The organism is Rhizobium sp. UFLA01-1127 (assembly GCF_059803845.1).
The window spans coordinates 22,914-44,819 of record NZ_JAUQTZ010000023.1; the positions used below are offsets into that span (position 1 = coordinate 22,914).

Sequence of the window (21,906 nt, forward strand, 5' to 3'; positions counted from 1 at the left end):
TTAGGTCTCTGATTTTGCGCATGTCGTCATCGCAAAACCGCTGCGCACTTTTGCGCGACATGCTTTAAATCGCGATCAATCGGCCGGCGCAACGCCGGTCGAGGCGCGGACGATCAGCTCCGCTTTCCACAATTCCTGCGCGGGGAACGTATCGGTATGCTTGATTTCGCCGATCAGCCGTTCGGCGATGCGCACGCCCGCCGCCCGCAGCGACGAGCGGGTGGTCGTCAGCGGCACGGTGAAGTTTTCCGGCTTGAGCAAGGTCAGCACGTCGTCATGGGCGATCATCGAGATGTCCTCGCCAAGCCTCAGCTTTGCCTGGTTGATGGCACGAACGGCGCCGAGCGCCAGCACGGTACTGGAGCATAGCACTGCGGTTGGGCGCCTCTCCCTCTCCATTTGCAGGATGCGTTCCATGGTGAACAGGCCTTGTTCGTCCGTCATCGCCGTATGGCTGACGCACGCTTCGTCGAGCGCCAGGCCACGCTCGGCAAGGGCCGCATCCACGCCCTTCTTTCGGCGGATGGCGAAATCGAGATAGATCGGGCCGTTCAGGAGAGCGAAGCGCCGATGCCCCAGCTGCAGCAGCAGTTTCGTGGCATCGTAGAAGGCGGCTTCGTTATCGATGTCGAGGAAAGGGTAGTCGGGCTCGGAGCCGATCGAGCGTCCATGCACGAGGAACGGCATGGAGAGCGTTTTCAGCATGTCGAGCCGTGGATCGTGCCCGCGCATATAGTTGACGAAGAGGGCATCGACATTGCCGCTGGCGGCCAGCCGCCGCAACGCGCCGACTTCGTCGTTCGGGTCGGCGGGCGTCAGAACGAAATGGAAGTCATGTCGCAGGGCCTCCTCTCCGAGCCCCGTCAGGAATTCGCTGAAATGCACGTCCGAAGAGTTGCCGGGCGAAGTCGGCATGACAAGCCCGATCGAACCGGCCTTGCCGGTCGCAAGCCTTTGGGCCGCCTTGTTGGGCCGATAGCCGGTTTCCCGAACCGCTTTGAGAACGCGCTCGCGGGTCTCGTGATTGACCTCGGGATATCCGTTCAATGCCCGGCTGACTGTCGTCTGCGACAGCCCCAGCATTTGCGATAGCTGTTTCAGGTTCACGGTGTTCCAGCTCCTCCAACTGCATGCCGCCAAGATGCCGAGGCAACCTCCCGAAAAGCCTCCAGACTTCCAAAGCGCTTTCAATTATGTAGCAGGAGACATGCGAGTGACAAGATAATTAGCAAGGTATTCGGCCGCATTCTATGCTGCAGTGCGAGAAATGCTGTGAATATTGGCGGAAATCTGAAAAGCGCTTGACTTTATCCCGCTCTCAATGGATGACAGGAGTAGCCAAAGCGCTTTGAGGAATGGAGCGTACAGCACGGGATGGTGTTGGGCTCATGGCTTTCGTTATTTGGGAGGACAACGCATGAAAAAGATGTTCTTGATGACCGTTGCCGCCGCCGCTTTGGTGGCCGGCACGGCGATGGCGGCCGATCTGAAGTTCCAGCCTGGTCAGGACTCCAAATTCAACTGGAAGAGCTACGACGACTTCAAGGCCGCGCATGCCGACCTGAAGGGCGAGACGCTGACCATCTTCGGTCCGTGGCGCGGCGAGGACGAGGCGCTCTTCACCAGCGTCCTGAACTATTTCACCGAAGCGACCGGGGTGAACGCCAAATATTCGTCCTCGGAAAACTACGAGCAGCAGATCGTCATCGACACGCAGGCCGGTTCGCCGCCGAATGTCGCAATCCTTCCGCAGCCGGGCTTGCTCGCCAACCTCGCCAGCAAGGGCTATCTGACGCCGCTCGGCGATGATCTTGCCGGCTGGGTCAAGACGAACTACGGCGCCGGCGAAAGCTGGATCGGCTACGGCACCTACAAGGGCAAGGACGGCAAGGATGCCTTCTATGCCTTCCCATACAAGGCCGACCTGAAGTCGCTGGTCTGGTACGTGCCCGAGAATTTCGAAGAAGCCGGCTACAAGGTTCCCACAACGATGGAAGATCTGGTCAAGCTTTCGGACCAGATCGTCAAGGATGGTGGCACGCCCTGGTGCATCGGTTTGGGTTCTGGCGGCGCGACCGGCTGGCCGGCAACCGACTGGGTCGAAGACCTGATGCTGCGCCTGAATACGCCGCAGGATTACGATCATTGGGTCGACAACTCGCTGAAGTTCAATGATCCGAAGGTCGTCGCGGCGATCGAGGAATTCGGCAAGTTTGCGAAGAATCCGAAATATGTCGCCGGCGGCGTCGCAGCGGTTGCCTCGACCGACTTCCGCGACAGTCCAAAGGGCCTCTTCACGGTTCCGCCGAAGTGCTACATGCACAAGCAGGCATCCTTCATTCCGTCCTTCTTCCCGGAAGGCACCAAGCTCGGCCAGGATGCGGACTTCTTCTACTTCCCGCCTTTCGCCTCGCATCCTGAACTCGGCAAGCCGGTGGAAGGTGCCGGTACGCTTGCTGCCATCACCAAGGACTCCAAGGCTGCCCGTGCCTTCATCCAGTTCCTGCAGACGCCGATCGCCCAGGAAGTCTGGATGGCGCAATCGGGCTTCCTGACGCCTTACAAGGCCGTCAACACCGCCGCCTACGCCAACGATACGCTGCGCAAGGAAGGTGAGATCCTGACCACCGCCACCACGTTCCGCTTCGACGGTTCAGACCTGATGCCGGGCAAGATCGGTGCAGGCTCGTTCTGGACCGGCATGGTGGATTTTGTCGGCGGCAAGTCCGCACAGGATGTTGCCGACAGCATCCAGAAGTCCTGGGACGCCATCAAGTAAGACATCATAGTCCCATCGCCGCCGGCAAATCGCCGGCGGCGCCATTCAGCATATGACGGCCCGCTTTCCTGCGCGGCCGATGCCGAACGGGTGGCTTCCAGCAGGCAAATTCGGGGAGGGAATGGATGTTTTCGCAGATCGTATCGGCGATTGGCGCCATGATATTCGGCGTTGCCATTTGCGCCGCTTATTTCTGGTTTTCAAACAAGCTTTTGGACTTGATTTTCCCGGCGCGGGAGGGCGACGACGTCCATCGGGCCGCCGTCAACCTTCGCCGTCGCGGTCTCATCCGGCCCTGGCTGTTCCTCGGGCCGGCGCTGTTCCTGCTCGTCCTCTATCTCGTCTATCCGGTGGTGGCGACGTTCATCCTGTCCTTCTATGGACCCGACGGTAACAAGTTCGTCGGCGGCGCCAACTATGTCTGGGCGCTCAACGACACCGAATTCCGCCAGTCGATCTTCAACAACATTCTCTGGCTTGCCGTCGTGCCGGCTGCCTGCACCTTCTTCGGCCTCGTCATCGCCGTCATGACCGACCGCATCTGGTGGGGCAACATCGCCAAGGCTGTCATCTTCATGCCGATGGCGATCTCCTTCGTCGGCGCCTCCGTCATCTGGAAGTTCATCTACGAATATCGCGGCGGCACCGACGTGCAGATCGGTCTGCTCAACGCCGTCGTTCAGCTTTTCGGCGGCACGCCGGAGGTCTGGATCACCATTCCCTTCTGGAACAACTTCTTCCTGATGGTCATGCTCATCTGGATTCAGACCGGCTTCGCCATGGTCATCCTTTCTGCCGCGCTGCGCGGGATTCCGGAGGAAACCATCGAAGCTGCCGTTATCGACGGCGCCAATGGCTGGCAGATCTTCTGGAAGATCATGGTGCCGCAGGTCTGGGGCACGATCGCCACGGTCTGGACGACCATCACCATCCTCGTCCTCAAGGTTTTCGACATCGTGCTGACCATGACCAATGGCCAGTGGAATACGATGGTGCTCGCCAACCTGATGTTCAACTGGATGTTCCGCGGCGGCGGCGACAGCGGCCGAAGCGCCGTCATCGCGCTCGTCATCATGATTGCGGTCACGCCGATCATGATCTGGAACATCCGCCGTGCAAACGCTGAAATGAAGGGGCGCTGACATGATGGGAAATCTCGGTCGCATCGGTCCCGCCCGCATCTTCGTTCATGCCGCGGTGCTGCTCATCGTCTTCCTCTGGCTGCTGCCGACGCTCGGCATTTTCGTGACCGCGCTGCGCGAAAGGGATCAGATCGTCGCTTCCGGCTGGTGGACGGCATTTGCCGGCTCCTCGCGTACGACGGCCGCCCGTCTCGACGGGCCGGACAAGGCCAAGCCAGAGGGCGCAAATTTCGTGATATCGGGCACGCTCAACGTTGAAGGCGGCGGAAAGATTCAGTCCTTTGGCCTGCGTGTGCAGGAGCCGGCCGCCTACAAGGCCGGCGCGCCGGCAGCGCTGGAGAACGGCGAGACGCTGACGATCAACGCCGATGGCAGCTACCGCTATCAGAAGAGCGGTCCGTTCGGAGCGGACGCGCGCGCCAAGCGCGTTTACCTCACCGTCGCCACGCCGCCGCAATTTACATTCGACAACTACCGCACGGTTCTCGGCGGCGAAGGTATAGGCCAGTCCTTCATCAATTCGCTGACGGTGACGATCCCGGCGACCGTCATTCCGATCCTGATCGCCGCCTTTGCGGCCTATGCGCTTGCCTGGATGGAGTTTCCCGGCCGCGCGATCCTGATCGCGCTGGTGGTCGGCCTGATCGTCGTGCCGCTGCAGATGTCGCTGATTCCCCTCCTGCGCATCTATAACGAGATCGGCCAGATCTTCGGCGTGCCGTCGAAGACCTATCCGGGCATCTGGATGGCGCATACGGCCTTCGGCCTGCCGCTCGCCATCTACCTGCTGCGCAACTACATTTCCGGCCTGCCCAAGGAAATCATCGAATCCGCCCGCGTCGATGGCGCCAGCGATTTCGATATCTTCGTCAGGATCATCCTGCCGCTGTCATTCCCGGCATTGGCCTCCTTTGCGATCTTCCAGTTCCTCTGGGTGTGGAACGACCTTCTGATCGCCATGGTCTTCCTCGGCACGGACAAGGATCACCTCGTGCTCACGGCGGCCCTCAACGCGCTGCTCGGCTCGCGCGGCGGCAACTGGGAAATCCTGACGGCATCGGCTTTCGTCACAATTATTATTCCGCTCCTCGTCTTCTTCGGTCTGCAGCGCTATCTCGTGCGCGGTCTGCTCGCCGGGTCGGTGAAGGGGGGCTGATTCAAAAACGCGCACTTACTACAGGACCCAATCAGCATGAGCATTGCCCCTCAATCGGCTAAGGAAGTTGACAAGGACTGGTGGCGCGGCGCCGTGATCTATCAGATCTATCCGCGCTCCTACCAGGACTCCAACGGTGACGGCATTGGCGACCTCAAGGGCATCGCCGTCCGCCTGCCGCATGTGGCAGCGCTCGGCGTCGATGCCATCTGGATTTCGCCCTTCTTCACCTCGCCGATGCGCGATTTCGGCTACGACGTCTCCAACTACGAGGATGTCGATCCGATCTTCGGTTCAATGGCCGATTTCGACGCGATGGTGATGGAAGCCCACCGCCTCGGCATCAAGGTGATGATCGATCTCGTGCTGTCGCACAGTTCTGACCGCCATCCCTGGTTCGTCGAAAGCCGTTCGAGCAAGGGTAACCCCAAGGCCGATTGGTATGTTTGGGCCGATGCCAAGCCGGACGGCACGCCGCCCAACAACTGGCTGTCGATCTTCGGCGGCTCGGCTTGGGCCTGGGATCCGACCCGCATGCAATATTACCTGCACAACTTCCTGACCTCGCAGCCGGATATGAACCTGCACAATCCGGAGGTGCAGGACCGCCTGCTCGACGTCGTGCGCTTCTGGCTCGACCGTGGCGTCGACGGCTTCCGTCTCGATACCATCAATTTCTATTTCCACGATAAGGAATTGCGCGACAACCCGGCGCTGGAACCTTCGCGTCGCAACGCGTCCACAGCACCGGCCGTCAATCCCTATAACTTTCAGGAGCATCTCTACGACAAGAACCGGCCGGAAAACCTGGAGTTCCTGAAGCGCTTCCGTGCCGTTCTGGAGGAATATCCGGCCATTGCCGCCGTCGGCGAAGTCGGCGACAGCCAGCGCGGTCTCGAAATCGTCGGCGAATATACCTCCGGCGGCGACAAGATGCACATGTGCTACGCCTTCGAATTCCTGTCACCGGATGCTCTTTCGCCGGATCGCGTCGAGGAGGTCATGAATGACTTCGATGCGGCAGCTCCGGAAGGCTGGGCTTGCTGGGCCTTCTCCAACCATGACGTCGTGCGCCATGTCAGCCGCTGGGGCAATCTGGTTGCCGACCGCGATGCCTTCGCCAAGCTCTATGCGGCGCTGCTGCTGACGCTGCGCGGTTCCGTCTGCCTCTATCAGGGTGAGGAGCTGGCACTGACGGAAGCCGATCTTGCCTATCAGGATTTGCAGGATCCTTACGGCATCCAGTTCTGGCCGGAGTTCAAGGGCCGCGACGGCTGCCGCACGCCCATGGTCTGGGACAGCCAGGTGGCGCAGGGTGGCTTTTCGACCGTGAAGCCTTGGCTGCCGGTGCCGGTCGAACACATCCTGCGTGCCGTCAGCGTGCAGCAGGGCGATGAAAATTCGGTGCTCGAGCAATACCGCCGCTTCCTCGCCTTCCGCAAGCAGCATCCTACCTTCGCCAAGGGCGAGATCGCCTTTTCGGAACCGCAGGGCGACGTGCTGATCTATACCCGCATTTATGCCGGCGAAATCATTCTGTGCGCCTTCAACATGAGCCCCGTCGAAGTCATGGCAATCCTGCCTGAAGGTAATTGGCAGGCATTGACGGGACACGGCTTTACCAGCAACAACTACGGCAACAAGATCGATATTCCGGCCTGGGGCGCTTATTTCGCGCGTCTTGCCTGAGCCTTTGGGAGGAGGGAGCATAATGACGGGACTTGTTCTGAAGGATATCAAGAAATCCTATGGCAGCGTGCATGTGCTGCACGGTATCGATCTGGAGATCAACGAGGGCGAATTCATCGTTTTCGTCGGCCCCTCCGGCTGCGGCAAGTCCACCTTGCTCAGGATGATTGCCGGGCTGGAAAGCATCACGGCCGGGGATATGATGATCGCCGGTCAGAAGGTGAACGAGGTGCCGCCGTCGCGGCGCGGCATCGCCATGGTCTTCCAGTCCTATGCCCTCTATCCGCATATGACCGTTTACGACAATATGGCCTTCGGTATGCGCATTGCAGGCGAAAGCAAGCAGGAGATCGACCGTCGCGTGCGTTCGGCGGCAGCGAGCCTCCAGCTCACGCAATATCTGGAACGCCTGCCGAAGGCGCTTTCGGGCGGTCAGCGCCAGCGCGTCGCCATCGGCCGCGCCATCTGCCGCAACCCGAAGGTCTTCCTGTTCGACGAGCCGCTCTCGAACCTCGATGCCGCGTTGCGCGTCGCGACCCGCATCGAGATCGCCAAACTCAGCGACTCCATGCCCGAGACGACGATGATCTACGTCACCCACGACCAGGTGGAAGCCATGACGCTTGCCGACCGTATCGTCGTGCTGTCGGCCGGCCGAGTTGAGCAGGTCGGCGCTCCCCTCGAACTCTACGAGCGCCCGGCCAATCTCTTCGTCGCAAAATTCATTGGCTCGCCGGCCATGAACATCATTCCGGCGACGGTCACCGAGACCGGTGCGACGACGACCGTAACGCTGACCGGCGGCAAGTCGGTAACGCTCGACATGCCGACGGAGGCTTCCGAGAAGGGTAAGACGGCGAGCTTCGGCGTGCGCCCAGAAGATCTGCGTATCGCGACGGGCGAAGACTATCTTTTTGAAGGCGAGGTCTCGATCGTCGAGGCGCTCGGCGAAGTGACGCAGCTCTATCTCGAAGGCCTGGTCGATGGCGAACCGATCATTGTCAAGATCCCCGGCATTGCGGACATTCATCGCGGTCAGAAGATGCGCTTTGCTGCCGACCGGCAGAAGCTGCATCTCTTCGACGCCGCTGGCCATTCCTATCGCAAATAGCCGCTGACTGGATGCGCTGGCCCGAGTAAAAATGAACAACAAAATTCATCTTGGGGTGGCGCATTCAAACCTTCTGTTAAACACCCGCTGATAGTCTCGCCTTCATAATATAACCTCCAGAGGTTTACTAGGATGGCCGCGTTCGGCAGAGCTAATTCAGGTCAGCATTTCCTCAATAAGGAAGAATCCTTCATGTATGACCGCGAAGTGCGGTTTCGCATGGAAGACACGATGAACGCAGCACGCCTTGAATACACCGAAAAGGGCGTGATGAATCTTGCGTCCCGCCGCTGTGATATTATCCGCATCTCGCAGAGCAGCGCGGTTCTCGCGATCCTCACCCAGTATAATCTGCCCAAGCAGTTCTATCTCGATATCCCGGACGCGCGCATTACCAAGATCGGCTGCATACTGATGAAGGTCTTCTCCAACAATACGGTGGAAGTCCGTTTCCTGCGCCTTCTCACAGAGAAGGAAATGAACAAGATCTTCGTTTACAGCACGCATCCGGCCCATAAGAATCGCGTGCTCGATATCCGCGCCTGATCGACGGGCACGCAAACGGGCGTAGCGATCCACGCGGCGGACGGTTCAGATTTCCGTCCGCCATTTTTCGAGCGCATCCTCAAGAGACGTGATCAGCGGCAGCGATGCCGTTCTGCTGAAATCCGGCGACAATCTCAGTGGCGGAACAGGACGCTTGCGCCCTGATCCGCTGGTCCTGCGGCGTGGCGGAACGGAGCGAAGAGCTCGCGGCCCATGCCGAACTCGTTTTCCGAGAGATCGGCTGTAACAGGCTCGCGCTCGGCCATGTCAGCGGCATCGACCAGCACCTCCAGCGTGCCGGCGACTGCGTCGATGCGGATGATGTCACCCTCTTTGATCCGAGCGATTGGACCGCCGTCGATGGCTTCCGGCGTCACATGGATGGCGGCCGGGACCTTGCCCGATGCGCCCGACATGCGGCCGTCGGTCAAGAGCGCCACGCGGAAGCCGCGATCCTGCAGCACGCCGAGCGCCGGCGTCAGCTTGTGCAGCTCCGGCATGCCGTTGGCCTTCGGCCCCTGGAAGCGGACGACGGCGACGAAATCGCGGTTCAGCTTGCCGTCCTTGAAGGCCTGCTGCATTTCCAGCTGATCGTGGAAGATCACGGCCGGCGCTTCGACGATGTGGCGCTCGGGCTTAACGGCGGAAATCTTGATGACGGCCTTGCCGACATTGCCGCGCAGCATTTTCAGGCCGCCATTGCTCTGGAAGGGCGTCTCGATGCTTGCCAGCACTTTCGGGTCGTGGCTCTTGTCCGGGGCGGGCTCGCGCACGACATTGCCGTCGGCGCCTAGTTTCACGTCGATGGAGTAGCTCTCGAGACCTTGGCCGTAGACGGTGCGCACGTCATCGTGCAGCAGACCCTTCTTCAGAAGTTCCTTGATGAGGAAGCCCATGCCGCCGGCGGCATGGAAATGATTCACGTCGGCAAGCCCGTTCGGATAGACGCGGGCAAGCAGGGGGATGACATCGGAAAGCTCGGAAATATCCTGCCAGGTGAGCACAATGCCGGCGGCGCGCGCCATGGCGATGAGGTGCATGGTGTGGTTCGTCGAACCGCCGGTCGCGTGCAGGCCGACGACGCCGTTGACGATCGAGCGCTCGTCGATCATCTCGCCAGCCGGCGTGAATTCGTTACCCATGGCGGTGATCGCAAGCGCACGCTTGGTCGCTTCGCGGGTCAGGGCTTCGCGCAACGGCGTGCCGGGATTGACGAAGGAGGCGCCCGGCATGTGGAAACCCATGATTTCCATCAGCATCTGGTTCGAATTGGCCGTGCCGTAGAAGGTGCAGGTGCCGGGGCCGTGATAGGATTTGGATTCTGCCTCGAGCAGTTCCGCGCGGCCGACCTTGCCTTCCGCATAGAGCTGACGCACGCGCGATTTCTCGTCGTTCGGCAGGCCCGAAGTCATCGGCCCGGCGGGAATGAAGACCGCAGGCAGATGGCCGAAGGAGAGGGCGGCGATGACGAGGCCAGGGACGATCTTGTCGCAGACGCCGAGGAAGACGGCCGCATCGAACATATTGTGCGACAGGCCGACAGCTGCCGACATCGCAATCAGGTCGCGCGAGAAGAGCGAGAGCTCCATGCCCGGCTGTCCCTGCGTGACACCGTCGCACATGGCCGGCACGCCGCCGGCAACCTGCGCAATGCCGCCCGCTTCGGCCGCAGCCTGGCGGATGATGGCAGGATAGGTCTCGAAGGGCTGATGCGCCGAGAGCATGTCGTTGTAGGAGGTGATGATGCCGAGATTGGGCACCTGGTCTCCCGCCAGTGCGTCCTTCTCGGAGGGGGAACAGATGGCAAAGCCATGCGCAAGATTGGCACAGCCGAGCACGGAACGTTGCGCGCCCTTCGTTGCGGCATTGCGCAGGCGATCCAGATAGCTTTCGCGTGTCGGCTTCGAGCGCTCGGCTATGCGTGCGGTAATCTTGGCAATGCGGGCGTCAGCGGCCATGGTCGATCTGCCTCCGTCTGTTCTGCGCGTTGCCCGGAAGATCGACTTCGATCTATCTTGTAAAAGGCGCGGCGCGGGGTCCAAAAGTCAATGCTCTGCCGGCGCACCCTTGCGGGCGCATGGCGCAGCACATGTTGCTGTGTCTTCAGGGTTCGATGACGAGGCCTGCCGGCCGTGTCACGGAGCCCAATAAATCTCGACCGGAGAAGCGGCCCGGCGCAGCATGGCGCGGATCGGCATCTCGGTTTCCTCGCCTGCAGCTTCCGCCTTGGCGAGGACATCCTTCTTTCCCTCTCCCTCGATATGGAGCACCAGCAATCGGGCATCCTGAAGGCTGGAGAAAGTGAACGTCAGCCGCGGCTCGCCGGCACCTTCCGCTTCCATCGTGATGATGCCGCGCGGGGTGTTCGGATCGAGTGCAGCCTTGAGATTGCTGCCGCCCGGAAAGAAGGAAGCCGTGTGGCCGTCATTGCCCATGCCGAGGATGGCGACATCGAAGGGATGGCCGACAGCCTTGGTTTCTTCCGTGGCAATAACTGCAGCCTCCTCAACGGAAGCCGCCGCTTGATAGAGCGGGAGGAACCTAGCCGCCGCCGCCTTGTCCTTCAGCAGGTTTTCCTGAACGAGCAGGTGGTTCGAGCGCGGATTATCCGCCGGCACGAACCGTTCGTCGACGAGGGTGACCGTTACCTTGTCCCAGTCGATCGAGCGCGATGACAGCGACTGGAAGAAAGCCTTCGGCGTCGAGCCGCCGGAGACCGCGATGCTTGCGGAGCCGCGCGTCGCGATGGCCGCCGAGAGGGTCTCGGCCACCTTGTCTGCGAGCTTGCCGGCGAGTTCGGCACCATTGGCAAATGCATGCATGTTCGCTGTCATCGTGGTCGTCCCGGTTTAGATGTCGTCGTGCCAGGTGCGGCCGTCACGCTCGATGAGCGCAATAGCCTGGCTCGGACCCCAGGTGCCGGCCGTATAGCCCTGCACCTGCTGTCCTGCCTCTTCCCAACCCTTGAGGATCGGATCGACCCATTCCCATGCGGCTTCCACTTCGTCGCGGCGCATGAACAGCGTCTGGTTGGAGCGGATGACGTCCATCAGCAGGCGCTCATAGGCGTCCGGATTGCGGACGTTAAAGGCAGCCGCGAAGCTCATGTCGAGCGAGACGTTGCGCAGGCGCATGCCGCCCGGACCCGGATCCTTGATCATCAGCGACTGCTTGACGCCTTCATCCGGCTGCAGGCGGATGATGAGCTGGTTGGCGACGATGCGGCCGGCGGCCTGATCGAAGATCGTGTGCGGAATGTGCTTGAAGGTGATGACGATCTCCGACACGCGGCCGGCAAGGCGCTTGCCGGTGCGGATGTAGAAGGGAACGCCGGCCCAGCGCCAGTTGCCGATTTCGGCCTTAATGGCAACGAAGGTTTCGGTGTTGGAGACGCCGCCTTCCAGCTCGTCGAGATAGCCCTTGACCGGGCCGCCTGCCGAAGCACCGGCGCGATACTGGCCGCGAACCGTCGCCTGCTCGACATTGGAGGCGTCGATCGGCTTCAGCGCGCGCAGAACCTTGAGCTTCTCGTCGCGAACGGCTTCCGAATCCATGGAGGAGGGAATTTCCATCGCTGTCAGGCACAGGAGCTGCAGGATGTGGTTCTGCACCATGTCGCGGAGCGCACCGGCCGTGTCGTAGTAGCCGGCGCGGCCTTCGAGACCGACCGATTCCGCCACTGTGATCTGCACATGGTCGATATGGTTGGCGTTCCACAGCGGTTCGTAGAGAGCGTTGGCAAAGCGCAGCGCCATCAGGTTCTGCACCGTTTCCTTGCCGAGATAGTGATCGATACGGAAGATTTGCTCTTCCTTGAAGACCTTGCCGATCGTGTCGTTGAGCTGCAGTGCGGACGCCAGATCGCGGCCGATCGGCTTTTCGACGACGATGCGGGTCTGCCTGGTGATCAGCTTGTGATCGTGGATCTTCTGCGAGATATCGCCGAAGATCCCCGGAGCGACGGCCAGATAGAAGGCGCGCACGCGTTCCTTGCCTTCGTCCAGAAGCTTCTTGAGCTGATCCCAGCCGGCATCGCTGCGCGCATCGACCGGCACGTAGAACAGGCGAGCCAGGAACTTCTTGACCTCGGCGTCGTCATATTCGCCCTTCTTCAGGTGTTCCTTCAGGGCGGCGTCGGCAAACTTGCGGTATTCTTCGTTGGAAAGCGCGCTGCGTGAAGCACCGATGATGCGCGTCGGCTCGGAAAACTGGCCTTCGACCTGACGATGGTAAAGAGCTGGCAGGAGCTTGCGCTCGGCAAGGTCGCCGCTGCCGCCGAAAACGACATAATCAAATGGTTCAACGGGAATGATCTGGCTGCTCATGAGCTATCTCTCAATCGGTCTTGGTTGAGGCCCCTTTTAATCTAATCGATTTAAAAAGGCCAGTGTGCATCGCAAAATTCAGACTCGGCTTTTTAGAGCGGATTGCCGGCGGAAGAAATCATTCTTACGGTTTTAAAACCTGTCGCGTAGCGCAAACCACGAGAGCGCCAGGAACAGCAGCGGCGCCCGCATGCGCGCACCGCCGGGGAAGGGCGGTATGTTCAGCTCCTTGAAGAGATGAAGCTCGTCCGCATTCCCGAGAACCGTTTTCGCATAGAGTTTACCGCAATAATTTGACAGCATCACCCCATGTCCGGAATAGCCGCCGATGGAGGTGACGCCAGGCATGACCTCGCGCACGAAAGGCTGCCTCGGCATGGTGATGCCGACCGAGCCGCCCCAGGCATAGTCGATCCTGACATCGCTGAGAGCGGGATAGATTTCGGTGATCTGCCGACGGATATGCTGCGTTATGTCGCGCGGATTGTCGGCCGTATAAGCCTCGCGCCCGCCGAACAGCAGCCGCCCATCCCTCGATTTGCGGAAGTAACGCACGACGAAGCGCGAATCGGCGACCGCCTCATTGCCGGGCAGCACGGTCGGAAACCGATCAAGCGGTTCAGTCGCGCCGATGAAGGAGCGAATCGGCATGACATGGCTCGCCGTCACCGGCTCCAGGCTGCCGATATGGCCGTTGCAGGCGATCAGCACCCGGTCGGCAGTGATCTCGCCGCCATCCGTTTCGACGATCGTCTTGCCGCCCGTTTGGCGAAAGCCTTCCGCCTTGGTCATTTCAAAGAGCGAAGCGCCGGCTTCTGCCGCAACGCGGGCAAGGCCGATGAGCAGTTTCAGCGGGTGGATATGACCCGTGCCTATATCCCGCACGCCGTAGAGATAGAATTGCGACCCCAGCCGCTCCCGGGTTTCGGTCTCGTCCATGAATTTCATGTGCGGATAGCCGTAGCGGGTCGCGGCGATCTCGACACTGTCCATGTAGTCGCGCTTATAGCGGTGTTTGTGCGTGACATTCATCTGACCGGGCAGGAAATCGATGTCGATGCCATGCTCGGCGGAGAAATCGAGGAGATGCCGCTTGGCGTCTTCGGCCAGATCAAACAGGGCCTTCGACCGCTCGTAGCCGATCTTCTCTTCCATCTCTTCCGGCCACCAACGCTGACCGGTGCCGAGCTGTCCGCCATTGCGGCCGGAGGCGCCGTCGCCGAAGCGGTTGGCATCGATCAATACGACCTCGGCGCCACCCTTGGCGAGATTATAGGCCGCCTGAAGGCCGGTATAGCCGCCGCCGACGATTGCGACATCAGCCCGGCGCGAGCCATCGAGCTTCGGATAGGTCGCGCGCGGGCCGACGGTCGCCTGGTAGAAGGAAAGGCCGGGGGCAATCGGGCTTTGCCATGTTTCCTGCAGCGTCATGAGCGCTTCCTTCACACGTTGAGCAGAAGGAATTCCCGCTCCCACGGGCTGATCACTTGCATGAAGGTTTCGAATTCGCCGCGTTTGACACCGACATAGATGTCGATGAAGTCCTTGCCCAGGACCTCTTCGAAAGCCGGCTCGCCTTCCAGGAGCGCAATGGCTTCGAGAAGCCCGCGCGGCAGGTCGATGGAACCTTCGTTGGCGGAATCCTCGGTCGGCGCCGTCGGCTCCACCTGCTTCATGATGCCGAGCAGGCCGGAGGCGAGCGAGGCGGCGAGCGCCAGATAGGGATTGGCGTCGGAGCTCGGCAGCCGGTTTTCGACGCGCCGCGCCTGCGGATCGGAAACCGGCACGCGGAAGGCGGTGGTGCGGTTGTCGTAGCCCCAGGCATTGTTGACCGGGCAGGACATGTTCGGCGCCAGTCGGCGGTAGGAATTCACATAGGGTGCGAGCATGGCAAGCGCATTCGGCACATAGCGCTGCATGCCGCCGATGAAGTGGAAGAATTCCGGCGAGGGGCTGCCGTCCGGATTGGTGAAGACGTTCCTGCCGGTCTCGATGTTCACGACCGACTGATGGATATGCATGGCCGATCCCGGCTGGCTCTGCATCGGTTTGGCCATGAAGGTTGCATAAATGCCGTGCTTCAGCGCCGCCTCGCGGATCGTGCGCTTGAACATGAACACTTGGTCCGCAAGTTCGATCGGATCGCCATGACGCAAGTTGATTTCCAACTGCGCCGGCCCTTCCTCATGGATCAGCGTGTCGATCTCCAGACCCTGCTTCTCGGAGAAATGATAGATGTCGTCGATCAGTTCGTCGAATTCGTTGATGCCGGCGATCGAATAGCCCTGACCGCCAAGGATGGAACGGCCGGAGCGGCCTTTCGGCGGATGCAGCGGATAGTCCGGATCGTCGTTCTTGGCGACGAGGTAGAATTCGATTTCCGGTGCCACCACCGGTTTCCACCCGCGCTCGCGGTAGAGTCCCATGATCCGCTTCAGGACATTACGCGGCGTGTAGGAGACTTCCTGGCCTTCGGAGTTGACGATATCGCAGATCACCTGCGCGGTCGGATCGCTCTCCCAGGGCACGACCGAAAGCGTCGACAGGTCGGGTACAAGCTTCAGGTCGCTGTCGCGCGGCTCGTAGCGGAAGCTTTCGGTCTCCTCCGGATATTCGCCGGAGATCGTGTGTCGATAGATCGCCGACGGCAGCGCCAGTGAGGTGTTGGAGGTGAATTTCGAAGTCGGCATCATCTTGCCGCGTGGCACGCCGGCAAGGTCGGGCGTGATGCATTCTATGTCCTCGATCCCGCGCGCCCGCAGCCATTGGGCCGCTTCTTTCCAGTTTGCCACGCCGCGCGCCGATCTCAGACCAGGAGGTACCGTAGGGGTTTTGGAGACGGGTATGGAAGCTTTCAGCGGGGTCTTTCTAGCGGGCATAAAACACCGTATTTGGGTTAATCGGTGAGTGCATCATAACTGCAGTTTGCCAATTGGCGAGGGGGAAAACCGCTCGGACTTTCGCCGTATGATGGAAAAATGACGAGAGCGTACGGCGAAGAATAAAGGGCTGAAGTGTGGCTGGCAGATATGATGTGATCGTCCTCGGCGCGGGTGCGGCAGGCATGATGTGCGCCATTCGCGCCGGCCGGCGCGGGCGGTCCGTCGTCGTGCTCGATCACGCCGCAGCGCCGGGCGAAAAGATCCGCATTTCCGGAGGCGGCCGCTGCAATTTCACCAACATCAATGCTGGCCCGAAGAACTTCCTGTCGGCCAATCCGCATTTCGCCAAATCGGCATTGGCTCGTTTCACGCCCCAGGATTTTATCGCCATGGTCGAGCGCCACGGCATCGCTTGGCATGAGAAGGCGCTCGGCCAGCTTTTCTGCGACAACAGCGCCAAGGACATCATCCGCATGCTGACCGACGAGATGCAGGCGGCTGGCGCGGAACTGCGATTGCGAACGGAGATCGGCAGCATCGAGAAAAGTGCCGGCGGTTATCGTATCCATACATCCGAAGGCGTTTTCGAAGCATCCTCGCTGGTTGTCGCCACGGGCGGCAAATCGATCCCCAAGATGGGCGCGACCGGTTTTGCCTATCGCATTGCCGAGCAATTCGGCCTGCCTGTGGTCGAAACCCGGCCCGGCCTCGTGCCGCTGACGCTCGATCCGCAACTGCTTCAGCGCCTGGCGCCGCTGTCCGGCATCGCCGCGCCTGCCGAGATCCGCCACGGCAAGACATCCTTCCGCGAAGCCCTGCTTTTTACCCATCGCGGCCTCAGCGGTCCCGCGATCCTGCAGATTTCCTCCTATTGGCGGGAGGGCGAGGAGATTACCGTCGCGATCGAGCCCGATATCGATATCCTTGCGCTTCTCAAGAAAGCCAAGCAGGCGAGCGGCCGGCAATCGGCGCAGACGGCGCTTGCGGAAATCCTGCCGAAACGCCTGGCACAGCATATCGTCGAGAGCGAAGGCATAACCGGCAACATGGCCGATCAATCCGACAAGCGCCTGCAGCAACTCGGGTCAGCCATCCAGTCGTGGCGTGTCAAACCATCGGGCTCCGAAGGCTATCGCACGGCGGAAGTGACGCTTGGCGGCGTCGATACGGCCTGCCTCGATTCGCGGACGATGCAGGTAAAGACCATTCCCGGCCTGTTTTTCATCGGCGAGTGCGTCGATGTGACGGGCTGGCTCGGCGGCTATAATTTCCAATGGGCGTGGGCGTCCGGCCATGTCGCAGGCGAGGCGGCCTGAATTGACCTTGCCAATGGGCGGCGAAGCGGGCAAAGAACGCCTCTGACGCGAAATATTCCATGGGGCAATCATGACGTTCAGAGCCAAAATACTCCGCCGCGCCGCTCTCTCAGGCATTGCGGCGGCCGCAGCAATGTCGCTTGGCATGCTTGCCGTCACGGCATCGGGAGTCGGCGCTGCCTCCGGGCAGTGCAAGAAGCTGGATCCCAACGGCAGGGATAGGGGAGGCGACACGAATTTCGCCATTGCGATACGTGACAAGAAGGCCGATCTCGTCAAGAAAATGCTGACTTGCGGCGCCGAGGTGAACCTGAAGACGACGGAAGGCTGGTATCCGCTGCATACTGCCGCCTATTACGGCCCTGCCGACATGATTGATCTGCTGGTTTCCAAAGGCGCGGACATCAATGCACGAGGCGATTTCGATGGCTGGACGCCGCTGCATATGGCGACCCAGCAGCGCGATCCGGCCGTCGTCAAGGCTTTGCTGAAGGATGGCGCCGACAAGACCATCAAGTCGACCAGCGGCAAGACGGCCGCCGAAATGGCTACAGATCCGGCAATCGCCGCATTGTTGAAGTAGCCCGCTTGGCCGCACAAATCCCGAACCTGTTACGGTTAGCCGCAAAGCTCGTGGCTAACCTCTGGTTTCGCCGTTTTCTTTTCCTACATTTTTGTTTTGTATGTTGCCTGTTGCGGGAGCGGCCTTTTGCCGGTTATCGTGTCAGTGCGAAAATGGGAATATACTCATGAACAGAACAAAGCGTCGTGCTCGTGCCATTGCAATCGCTCAAACCCGTGACAATACCAAGCTCATGGTTGCGAGACTTTTGATGCTGGCGACCGGTGTGACCGCTGCCTGCATTGCGTTGCTGGCGGTACGCGGCTACTGATATCGAGCCGCTTTATTGTTCTTGGCCGTCGCTGGGTGACGGCCTGTGCCCGTGCGGATAGCGATTTTCCGTTCGTTTTCAGCGTTTGATTGTATGTTGCGGGTTACGCGCCCTCCCTTATCTGAAAATTAATTAATCGCACCGACAATCTCAGGCGATTTATTGGGGTGCTCTACTGCAAGTTGGAGCTGAAGCAATGATTGCTTCCTGACATCACTCGGGATCCCTGCCTGCAGATACTTCAAGAACGATGGTTATACATCCGGTCAGCGCCGAGGCGGCGTCGACGGGGGAGCGGTGTGTGAGAGGTCTGGGCCACTATGTTCATTGATAAGATATTGTCGCGTTTCAAGATCAAGACGAAGGTTCTGATATTCGTTCTGCCGTTCGTTATCAGCATTTCTGCCGTAGGCCTCACGGGGCTTTATGCGTCGGGCCTGCTGCAGGGGCGCATGGAGATATCCAACAGCGTGCTGCAATCGCTGACCGGCTTCAAGAATCTCTACGGTTCGATGGACGACTTCCTGCGCATCACCAACACGCAGCAACGCGACAAGCTCTATGCGGACATCAAATCCCAGCAGGGCGTGCTCAACGCGACGCTAGGGCAGCTTGGCCAGGAAGCGGAAGGCCGCGACAATCTGAACGAGGCGATTGCCAAGACCGCTGAAATGTCCAATCTCGTCGGCAGGCTGTGGTCGCTGCACGAGCAGGAGCTCTCCGTGCGCAAGACGATTGACGACGCGCAGCGCGCCTTGATCAGCGCCCGCTTCAACGTCAACTTCAACAGCCAGCAGCTTGAAGACCGGATGCGCCAGGATCAGGCGGACGCAACCTCGACCCTGCGCTCGGCCGACCGGCTGCTGAAGGGCGGCGATATGCTGGCCTCCGTCGCGGAAGATTTCAACAAGGCAGCCACGCCGGCCGACAAGGTCAAGCTTCTGAAGGATCGTTTGCCGGATCTGAACAAAGCGCAACGCTCCATCGACCTCGCATTGCCGCAGAACCAGAAAAGCGTCGTCCAGTCGCTGGCGGGCACGATCAAGGATCTTGCCGCCTTCACCGAAAGCGCCGATGCGCCGACGGACGAAACCGTTGCCAATATTGGCCGGCTGCTTTCGCGTTTCCGTCAGACCTCGACCTATACGCAGCTGACGGCAACGCAGATGATGCGGCAGGCGACCACGACCTTCGTGTCCCTCGATGCCCGCGTCGCGCAGACCAATTCGGTTCTGCAGGACACGCGCCGCCTGCAGGATTCCATCTATTCGCTGCAGCTCGTGCTGGCGGATTTCAACGCCAACACGAACAAGGACAACCTCGTGCGCCTGCGCCAGGAAGTCTCCAAGCTCGGCGGCGATATCGATACGCTGAACCAGAGCGCCAAGAGCATGGATTTCGCCAGCGACATCGACTCGGCCATTCGTCCGGCGATCAAGTCGATGGACGCCGCCGGCGGCAAACTGGTCGATACCATCACCCAGCGGATCGGCGAATATGCCAGCGCCCGCCAGCAGCTCGATCAGGTGTGGGGCCAGCTCACCGCTTTCGCCGAGACCCAGAAGCAGAGCGCAGGCACCGAGCGCAACCAGGCAAACTCCATATCCATCCTCGCAACCGCTCTCGGCATCATCCTCTCGGTTGCCGGCGGCATCGCGCTTGTCCTGACCCTGCAGCGCCCGATCGGTCAGATCACCGCCGCGATGCGCCGCATCGCCGACGGCATGCTGGAGACTTCGATCTCCGGCGAGCAGCGCCATGACGAAATCGGCGACATGGCGCGCGCCCTCGGCATCTTCAAGGAAAACGCCATTTCGAAGATCCGCATCGAGGAGCAGAGCGACGAGGAACGCGCGGCCGCGGAGCATGAGCGCCAGCGCAACGACGCTGAAAAGCGCGAACTGGACCGCCAGATCGACTACGCCGTCAGCGAGCTTGCCGCCGGTCTCGAGCGCCTTGCCCAGGGCGATATCTCGGCAACGATCGACACACCTTTCATCGGTCGTCTCGAGCAGCTCCGGCAGGACTTCAACAGCTCGCTGTCTCGCTTGCAGCAGACGTTGAGCCAGGTCCGCAGCAATGTGGAGATGATCCAAAGCAACGGCGCTCAGATGGCCGCCTCCGCCGAGAACCTGTCAAAGCGCACCGAGCAGCAGGCCGCCTCTCTCGAGCAGACCGCCGCGGCTGTCGACGAGATCACGGTCACGGTCCGTTCGTCCGCCGAGCGCGCCAAGGATGCGGACGCCATCGTGCGCGAAGCCAAGCGCAGCGCCGATGACAGCTCCGTCGTCGTCGGCAACGCCATCGACGCGATGACGCGCATCGAAGATGCGTCCCGCAAGATCGAACAGATTATCGGCGTCATCGACGAGATCGCTTTCCAGACCAATCTCCTGGCGCTCAACGCTGGCATCGAAGCTGCCCGCGCCGGCGATGCCGGCAAGGGCTTCGCCGTCGTCGCCATGGAGGTTCGCGAACTGGCACAGCGCTCGGCCGCTGCGGCCAAGGAAATCAAGGGCTTGATCAACAAGTCGACGCAGGAGGTCAATTCCGGCTCGCAATTCGTCCAGGAGGCCGGTTCGGTTCTCGCACAGATCAGCAGCCAGATCGTCACCATTAGCCAGCATGTGGAAATGATCGCCCGTGCCAGCCACGATCAGGCGGGCGCCTTGCAGGAGGTCAATTCCTCGGTCAACCACATGGACCAGATGACGCAGCAGAATGCCGGCATGGTCGAGGAAACCACGGCAGCAAGCCGCGAACTCTCCGGCGAAGCCGACGCCCTGTTGCATCTCATCCAGCAGTTCAAGATCGAGGCCGGACACAGCGCAGGCTATATGCGCGAGCAGGCCGCCTGATCCCGGCAATCGCTGCTGTCATAGGCGGATCGGCTGGTCTCCGGCCGATCCGCCTTTTTTATTGTCCTGTTAAGGCCGCGCATTGAGGCAAATATCCGCCCGAGCCATAGGAAGAAGGGCAGGGGTTCCCGCGCATGGACGAGGTAGAACAGATCCTCCTTGCGGCGCCACTGTTGTTCACGCGCCCGGTTCTGTAGTTCGATGGCCTTGGCCAAAGCGATGCTTTCCAGCATGAGATGTCTCCATGTTTTTGAGGCATCCCTTCAATTACACATCGGAATTTTCTTTATAAACAGCCGTTTTCGCCCTATATTTTTCAACGATGAAAAACACGACCTGGAATTCCTATCAGCTTTTTCTCGATGTCGCCCGTGGCGGCGGCTTGACGGGCGCGGTCGCTTCGAGCGGCCTGAGCCCGGCGACGATCGGCCGGCGCATGCTGGAACTGGAGGGGCAGATCGGCCGCCCGCTTTTCGAGCGCAGCCAGGCGGGTTATGCGCTGACGGGAGACGGCCAGGCCTTGTTCGATCAGCTGCTGGAGATGGAGGCCGCTGCCCGCAAGGTCGATAGCTGGCAGCGCGACGCGCAGGGCGCGTCGATCGTCCGCATCGCCGCCGGAACCTGGGTCGGCTGGCTGCTCAGCCAGAATATGCCGACGATCTGCTCGCAGCGGGATGGCTTCCGCATCGATCTGCATCTCGGCGAACGCCGCGCTAGCCTCGCCCATCGCGAAAGCGATGTCGGCATCCGCGCCTTCGAACCGGAAGAGACCAATCTCGCCGCTATCAAGATCGGAGATGTCGCCTATGCCGCCTACCAGGCCCGCAACATGGGCTTTGCCGGCCCGCAACGCTGGATCGCCGTGGCGGAGGAGGAGGCCGTGTCGGCCTATCTGCGATGGCCGCATCAGAACAAGCGCGAAGAGATCGCCTTCACGGTCAGCCGTCCGCGCTCGCTGCACGATCTGGTGCTGGCCGGATCGGGTATTGCCGTTCTACCCTGCTTCGTTGGCGATCAGGAGCCGCGGCTGGAGCGGGTAGGCGAGGAGATCGCATCGCTGCGCCATCGGCAGTGGATCGTCATGAACGATGCCGATCGCCACCGCCGGGATATCCGGACCGTGGTCGACCGTATGGCCAAGCTGCTGAAAAGCCATGCCGAGCTATTTGCGGGCAAGCGACCGACATATGCATGAGCTTGCGGCTCGGT

General features: G+C 60.8%; 18 protein-coding genes. 11 read left to right on the plus strand and 7 right to left on the minus strand.

Annotated features, from left to right (window positions below):
• Positions 1 to 75 precede the first annotated feature (75 nt).
• Positions 76 to 1,107: a substrate-binding domain-containing protein gene (locus Q4Q11_RS08210; protein ID WP_112512405.1), complete on the minus strand. Its 1,032-nt coding sequence runs from the start codon at positions 1,105 to 1,107 to the stop codon at positions 76 to 78.
• Positions 1,108 to 1,417: 310 nt separating this feature from the next.
• Between Q4Q11_RS08210 and Q4Q11_RS08215 the strand changes: the two genes are divergently transcribed.
• From Q4Q11_RS08215 to Q4Q11_RS08240, 6 genes are all read left to right on the plus strand, one after another.
• Positions 1,418 to 2,779, plus strand: a complete 1,362-nt coding sequence (locus tag Q4Q11_RS08215) for an ABC transporter substrate-binding protein (protein WP_112512404.1) — start codon at positions 1,418 to 1,420, stop codon at positions 2,777 to 2,779.
• Positions 2,780 to 2,904: 125 nt separating this feature from the next.
• Positions 2,905 to 3,921, plus strand: coding sequence for a carbohydrate ABC transporter permease (locus tag Q4Q11_RS08220; protein WP_498569168.1), 1,017 nt, complete (start codon positions 2,905 to 2,907; stop codon positions 3,919 to 3,921).
• Position 3,922: 1 nt separating this feature from the next.
• Positions 3,923 to 5,077: a carbohydrate ABC transporter permease gene (locus Q4Q11_RS08225; RefSeq protein ID WP_498569169.1), complete on the plus strand. Its 1,155-nt coding sequence runs from the start codon at positions 3,923 to 3,925 to the stop codon at positions 5,075 to 5,077.
• Between the two features lie 36 nt (positions 5,078 to 5,113).
• The gene (gene bglA / locus Q4Q11_RS08230; RefSeq protein WP_498569170.1) at positions 5,114 to 6,766 is read left to right on the plus strand and encodes a beta-galactosidase BglA; all 1,653 of its coding nucleotides are present in this window, start codon (positions 5,114 to 5,116) and stop codon (positions 6,764 to 6,766) included.
• Positions 6,767 to 6,788: 22 nt separating this feature from the next.
• Positions 6,789 to 7,877: a sn-glycerol-3-phosphate ABC transporter ATP-binding protein UgpC gene (locus Q4Q11_RS08235; protein ID WP_112512400.1), complete on the plus strand. Its 1,089-nt coding sequence runs from the start codon at positions 6,789 to 6,791 to the stop codon at positions 7,875 to 7,877.
• Between the two features lie 192 nt (positions 7,878 to 8,069).
• The gene (locus Q4Q11_RS08240; RefSeq protein ID WP_112512399.1) at positions 8,070 to 8,423 is read left to right on the plus strand and encodes a hypothetical protein; all 354 of its coding nucleotides are present in this window, start codon (positions 8,070 to 8,072) and stop codon (positions 8,421 to 8,423) included.
• A gap of 134 nt (positions 8,424 to 8,557) precedes the next feature.
• On the opposite strand, the gene edd is transcribed toward Q4Q11_RS08240, so the two are convergent.
• The 5 genes from edd to Q4Q11_RS08265 all read right to left on the minus strand — a co-directional run bounded on the left by edd (position 8,558) and on the right by Q4Q11_RS08265 (position 15,627).
• Positions 8,558 to 10,381, minus strand: a complete 1,824-nt coding sequence (edd, locus tag Q4Q11_RS08245; RefSeq protein ID WP_112512398.1) for a phosphogluconate dehydratase — start codon at positions 10,379 to 10,381, stop codon at positions 8,558 to 8,560.
• A 177-nt stretch (positions 10,382 to 10,558) separates the two neighbouring features.
• Positions 10,559 to 11,257, minus strand: coding sequence for a 6-phosphogluconolactonase (gene pgl, locus Q4Q11_RS08250; protein WP_112512397.1), 699 nt, complete (start codon positions 11,255 to 11,257; stop codon positions 10,559 to 10,561).
• 15 nt (positions 11,258 to 11,272) lie between these two features.
• Entirely contained in the window at positions 11,273 to 12,748 is a 1,476-nt protein-coding gene (zwf, locus tag Q4Q11_RS08255; protein WP_113213874.1) for a glucose-6-phosphate dehydrogenase, read from the minus strand.
• A 132-nt stretch (positions 12,749 to 12,880) separates the two neighbouring features.
• On the minus strand, positions 12,881 to 14,179 hold the full coding sequence (locus Q4Q11_RS08260; RefSeq protein ID WP_112512395.1) for an NAD(P)/FAD-dependent oxidoreductase: 1,299 nt from the start codon (positions 14,177 to 14,179) through the stop codon (positions 12,881 to 12,883).
• Positions 14,180 to 14,190: 11 nt separating this feature from the next.
• Positions 14,191 to 15,627 carry a glutamine synthetase family protein gene (locus tag Q4Q11_RS08265; RefSeq protein ID WP_498569171.1) on the minus strand — a complete coding sequence of 479 codons (1,437 nt, stop codon included), beginning with the start codon at positions 15,625 to 15,627 and terminating at the stop codon, positions 14,191 to 14,193.
• A gap of 137 nt (positions 15,628 to 15,764) precedes the next feature.
• Between Q4Q11_RS08265 and Q4Q11_RS08270 the strand changes: the two genes are divergently transcribed.
• The 4 genes from Q4Q11_RS08270 (at position 15,765) to Q4Q11_RS08285 (ending at position 20,697) form a co-directional block, all read left to right on the plus strand.
• Entirely contained in the window at positions 15,765 to 16,946 is a 1,182-nt protein-coding gene (locus tag Q4Q11_RS08270) for a BaiN/RdsA family NAD(P)/FAD-dependent oxidoreductase (protein ID WP_498569172.1), read from the plus strand.
• Between the two features lie 70 nt (positions 16,947 to 17,016).
• Positions 17,017 to 17,529, plus strand: coding sequence for an ankyrin repeat domain-containing protein (locus tag Q4Q11_RS08275; protein ID WP_113213870.1), 513 nt, complete (start codon positions 17,017 to 17,019; stop codon positions 17,527 to 17,529).
• Positions 17,530 to 17,695: 166 nt separating this feature from the next.
• The gene (locus Q4Q11_RS08280) at positions 17,696 to 17,839 is read left to right on the plus strand and encodes a hypothetical protein (protein ID WP_498569173.1); all 144 of its coding nucleotides are present in this window, start codon (positions 17,696 to 17,698) and stop codon (positions 17,837 to 17,839) included.
• A gap of 320 nt (positions 17,840 to 18,159) precedes the next feature.
• Positions 18,160 to 20,697 (plus strand): methyl-accepting chemotaxis protein, encoded by a 2,538-nt coding sequence (locus tag Q4Q11_RS08285; protein WP_112512391.1) that lies wholly within the window; start codon positions 18,160 to 18,162, stop codon positions 20,695 to 20,697.
• Here Q4Q11_RS08285 and Q4Q11_RS08290 read toward each other — a convergent pair.
• A complete protein-coding gene (locus Q4Q11_RS08290) occupies positions 20,673 to 20,930 on the minus strand; it encodes a hypothetical protein (protein ID WP_112512390.1) in 258 nt (85 codons plus the stop codon). The genes Q4Q11_RS08285 and Q4Q11_RS08290 overlap by 25 nt on opposite strands.
• An 89-nt stretch (positions 20,931 to 21,019) precedes the next feature.
• On the opposite strand from Q4Q11_RS08290, the gene Q4Q11_RS08295 reads away from it, so the two are divergent.
• Positions 21,020 to 21,892 carry a LysR family transcriptional regulator gene (locus Q4Q11_RS08295; RefSeq protein ID WP_498569174.1) on the plus strand — a complete coding sequence of 291 codons (873 nt, stop codon included), beginning with the start codon at positions 21,020 to 21,022 and terminating at the stop codon, positions 21,890 to 21,892.
• Positions 21,893 to 21,906 lie beyond the last annotated feature (14 nt).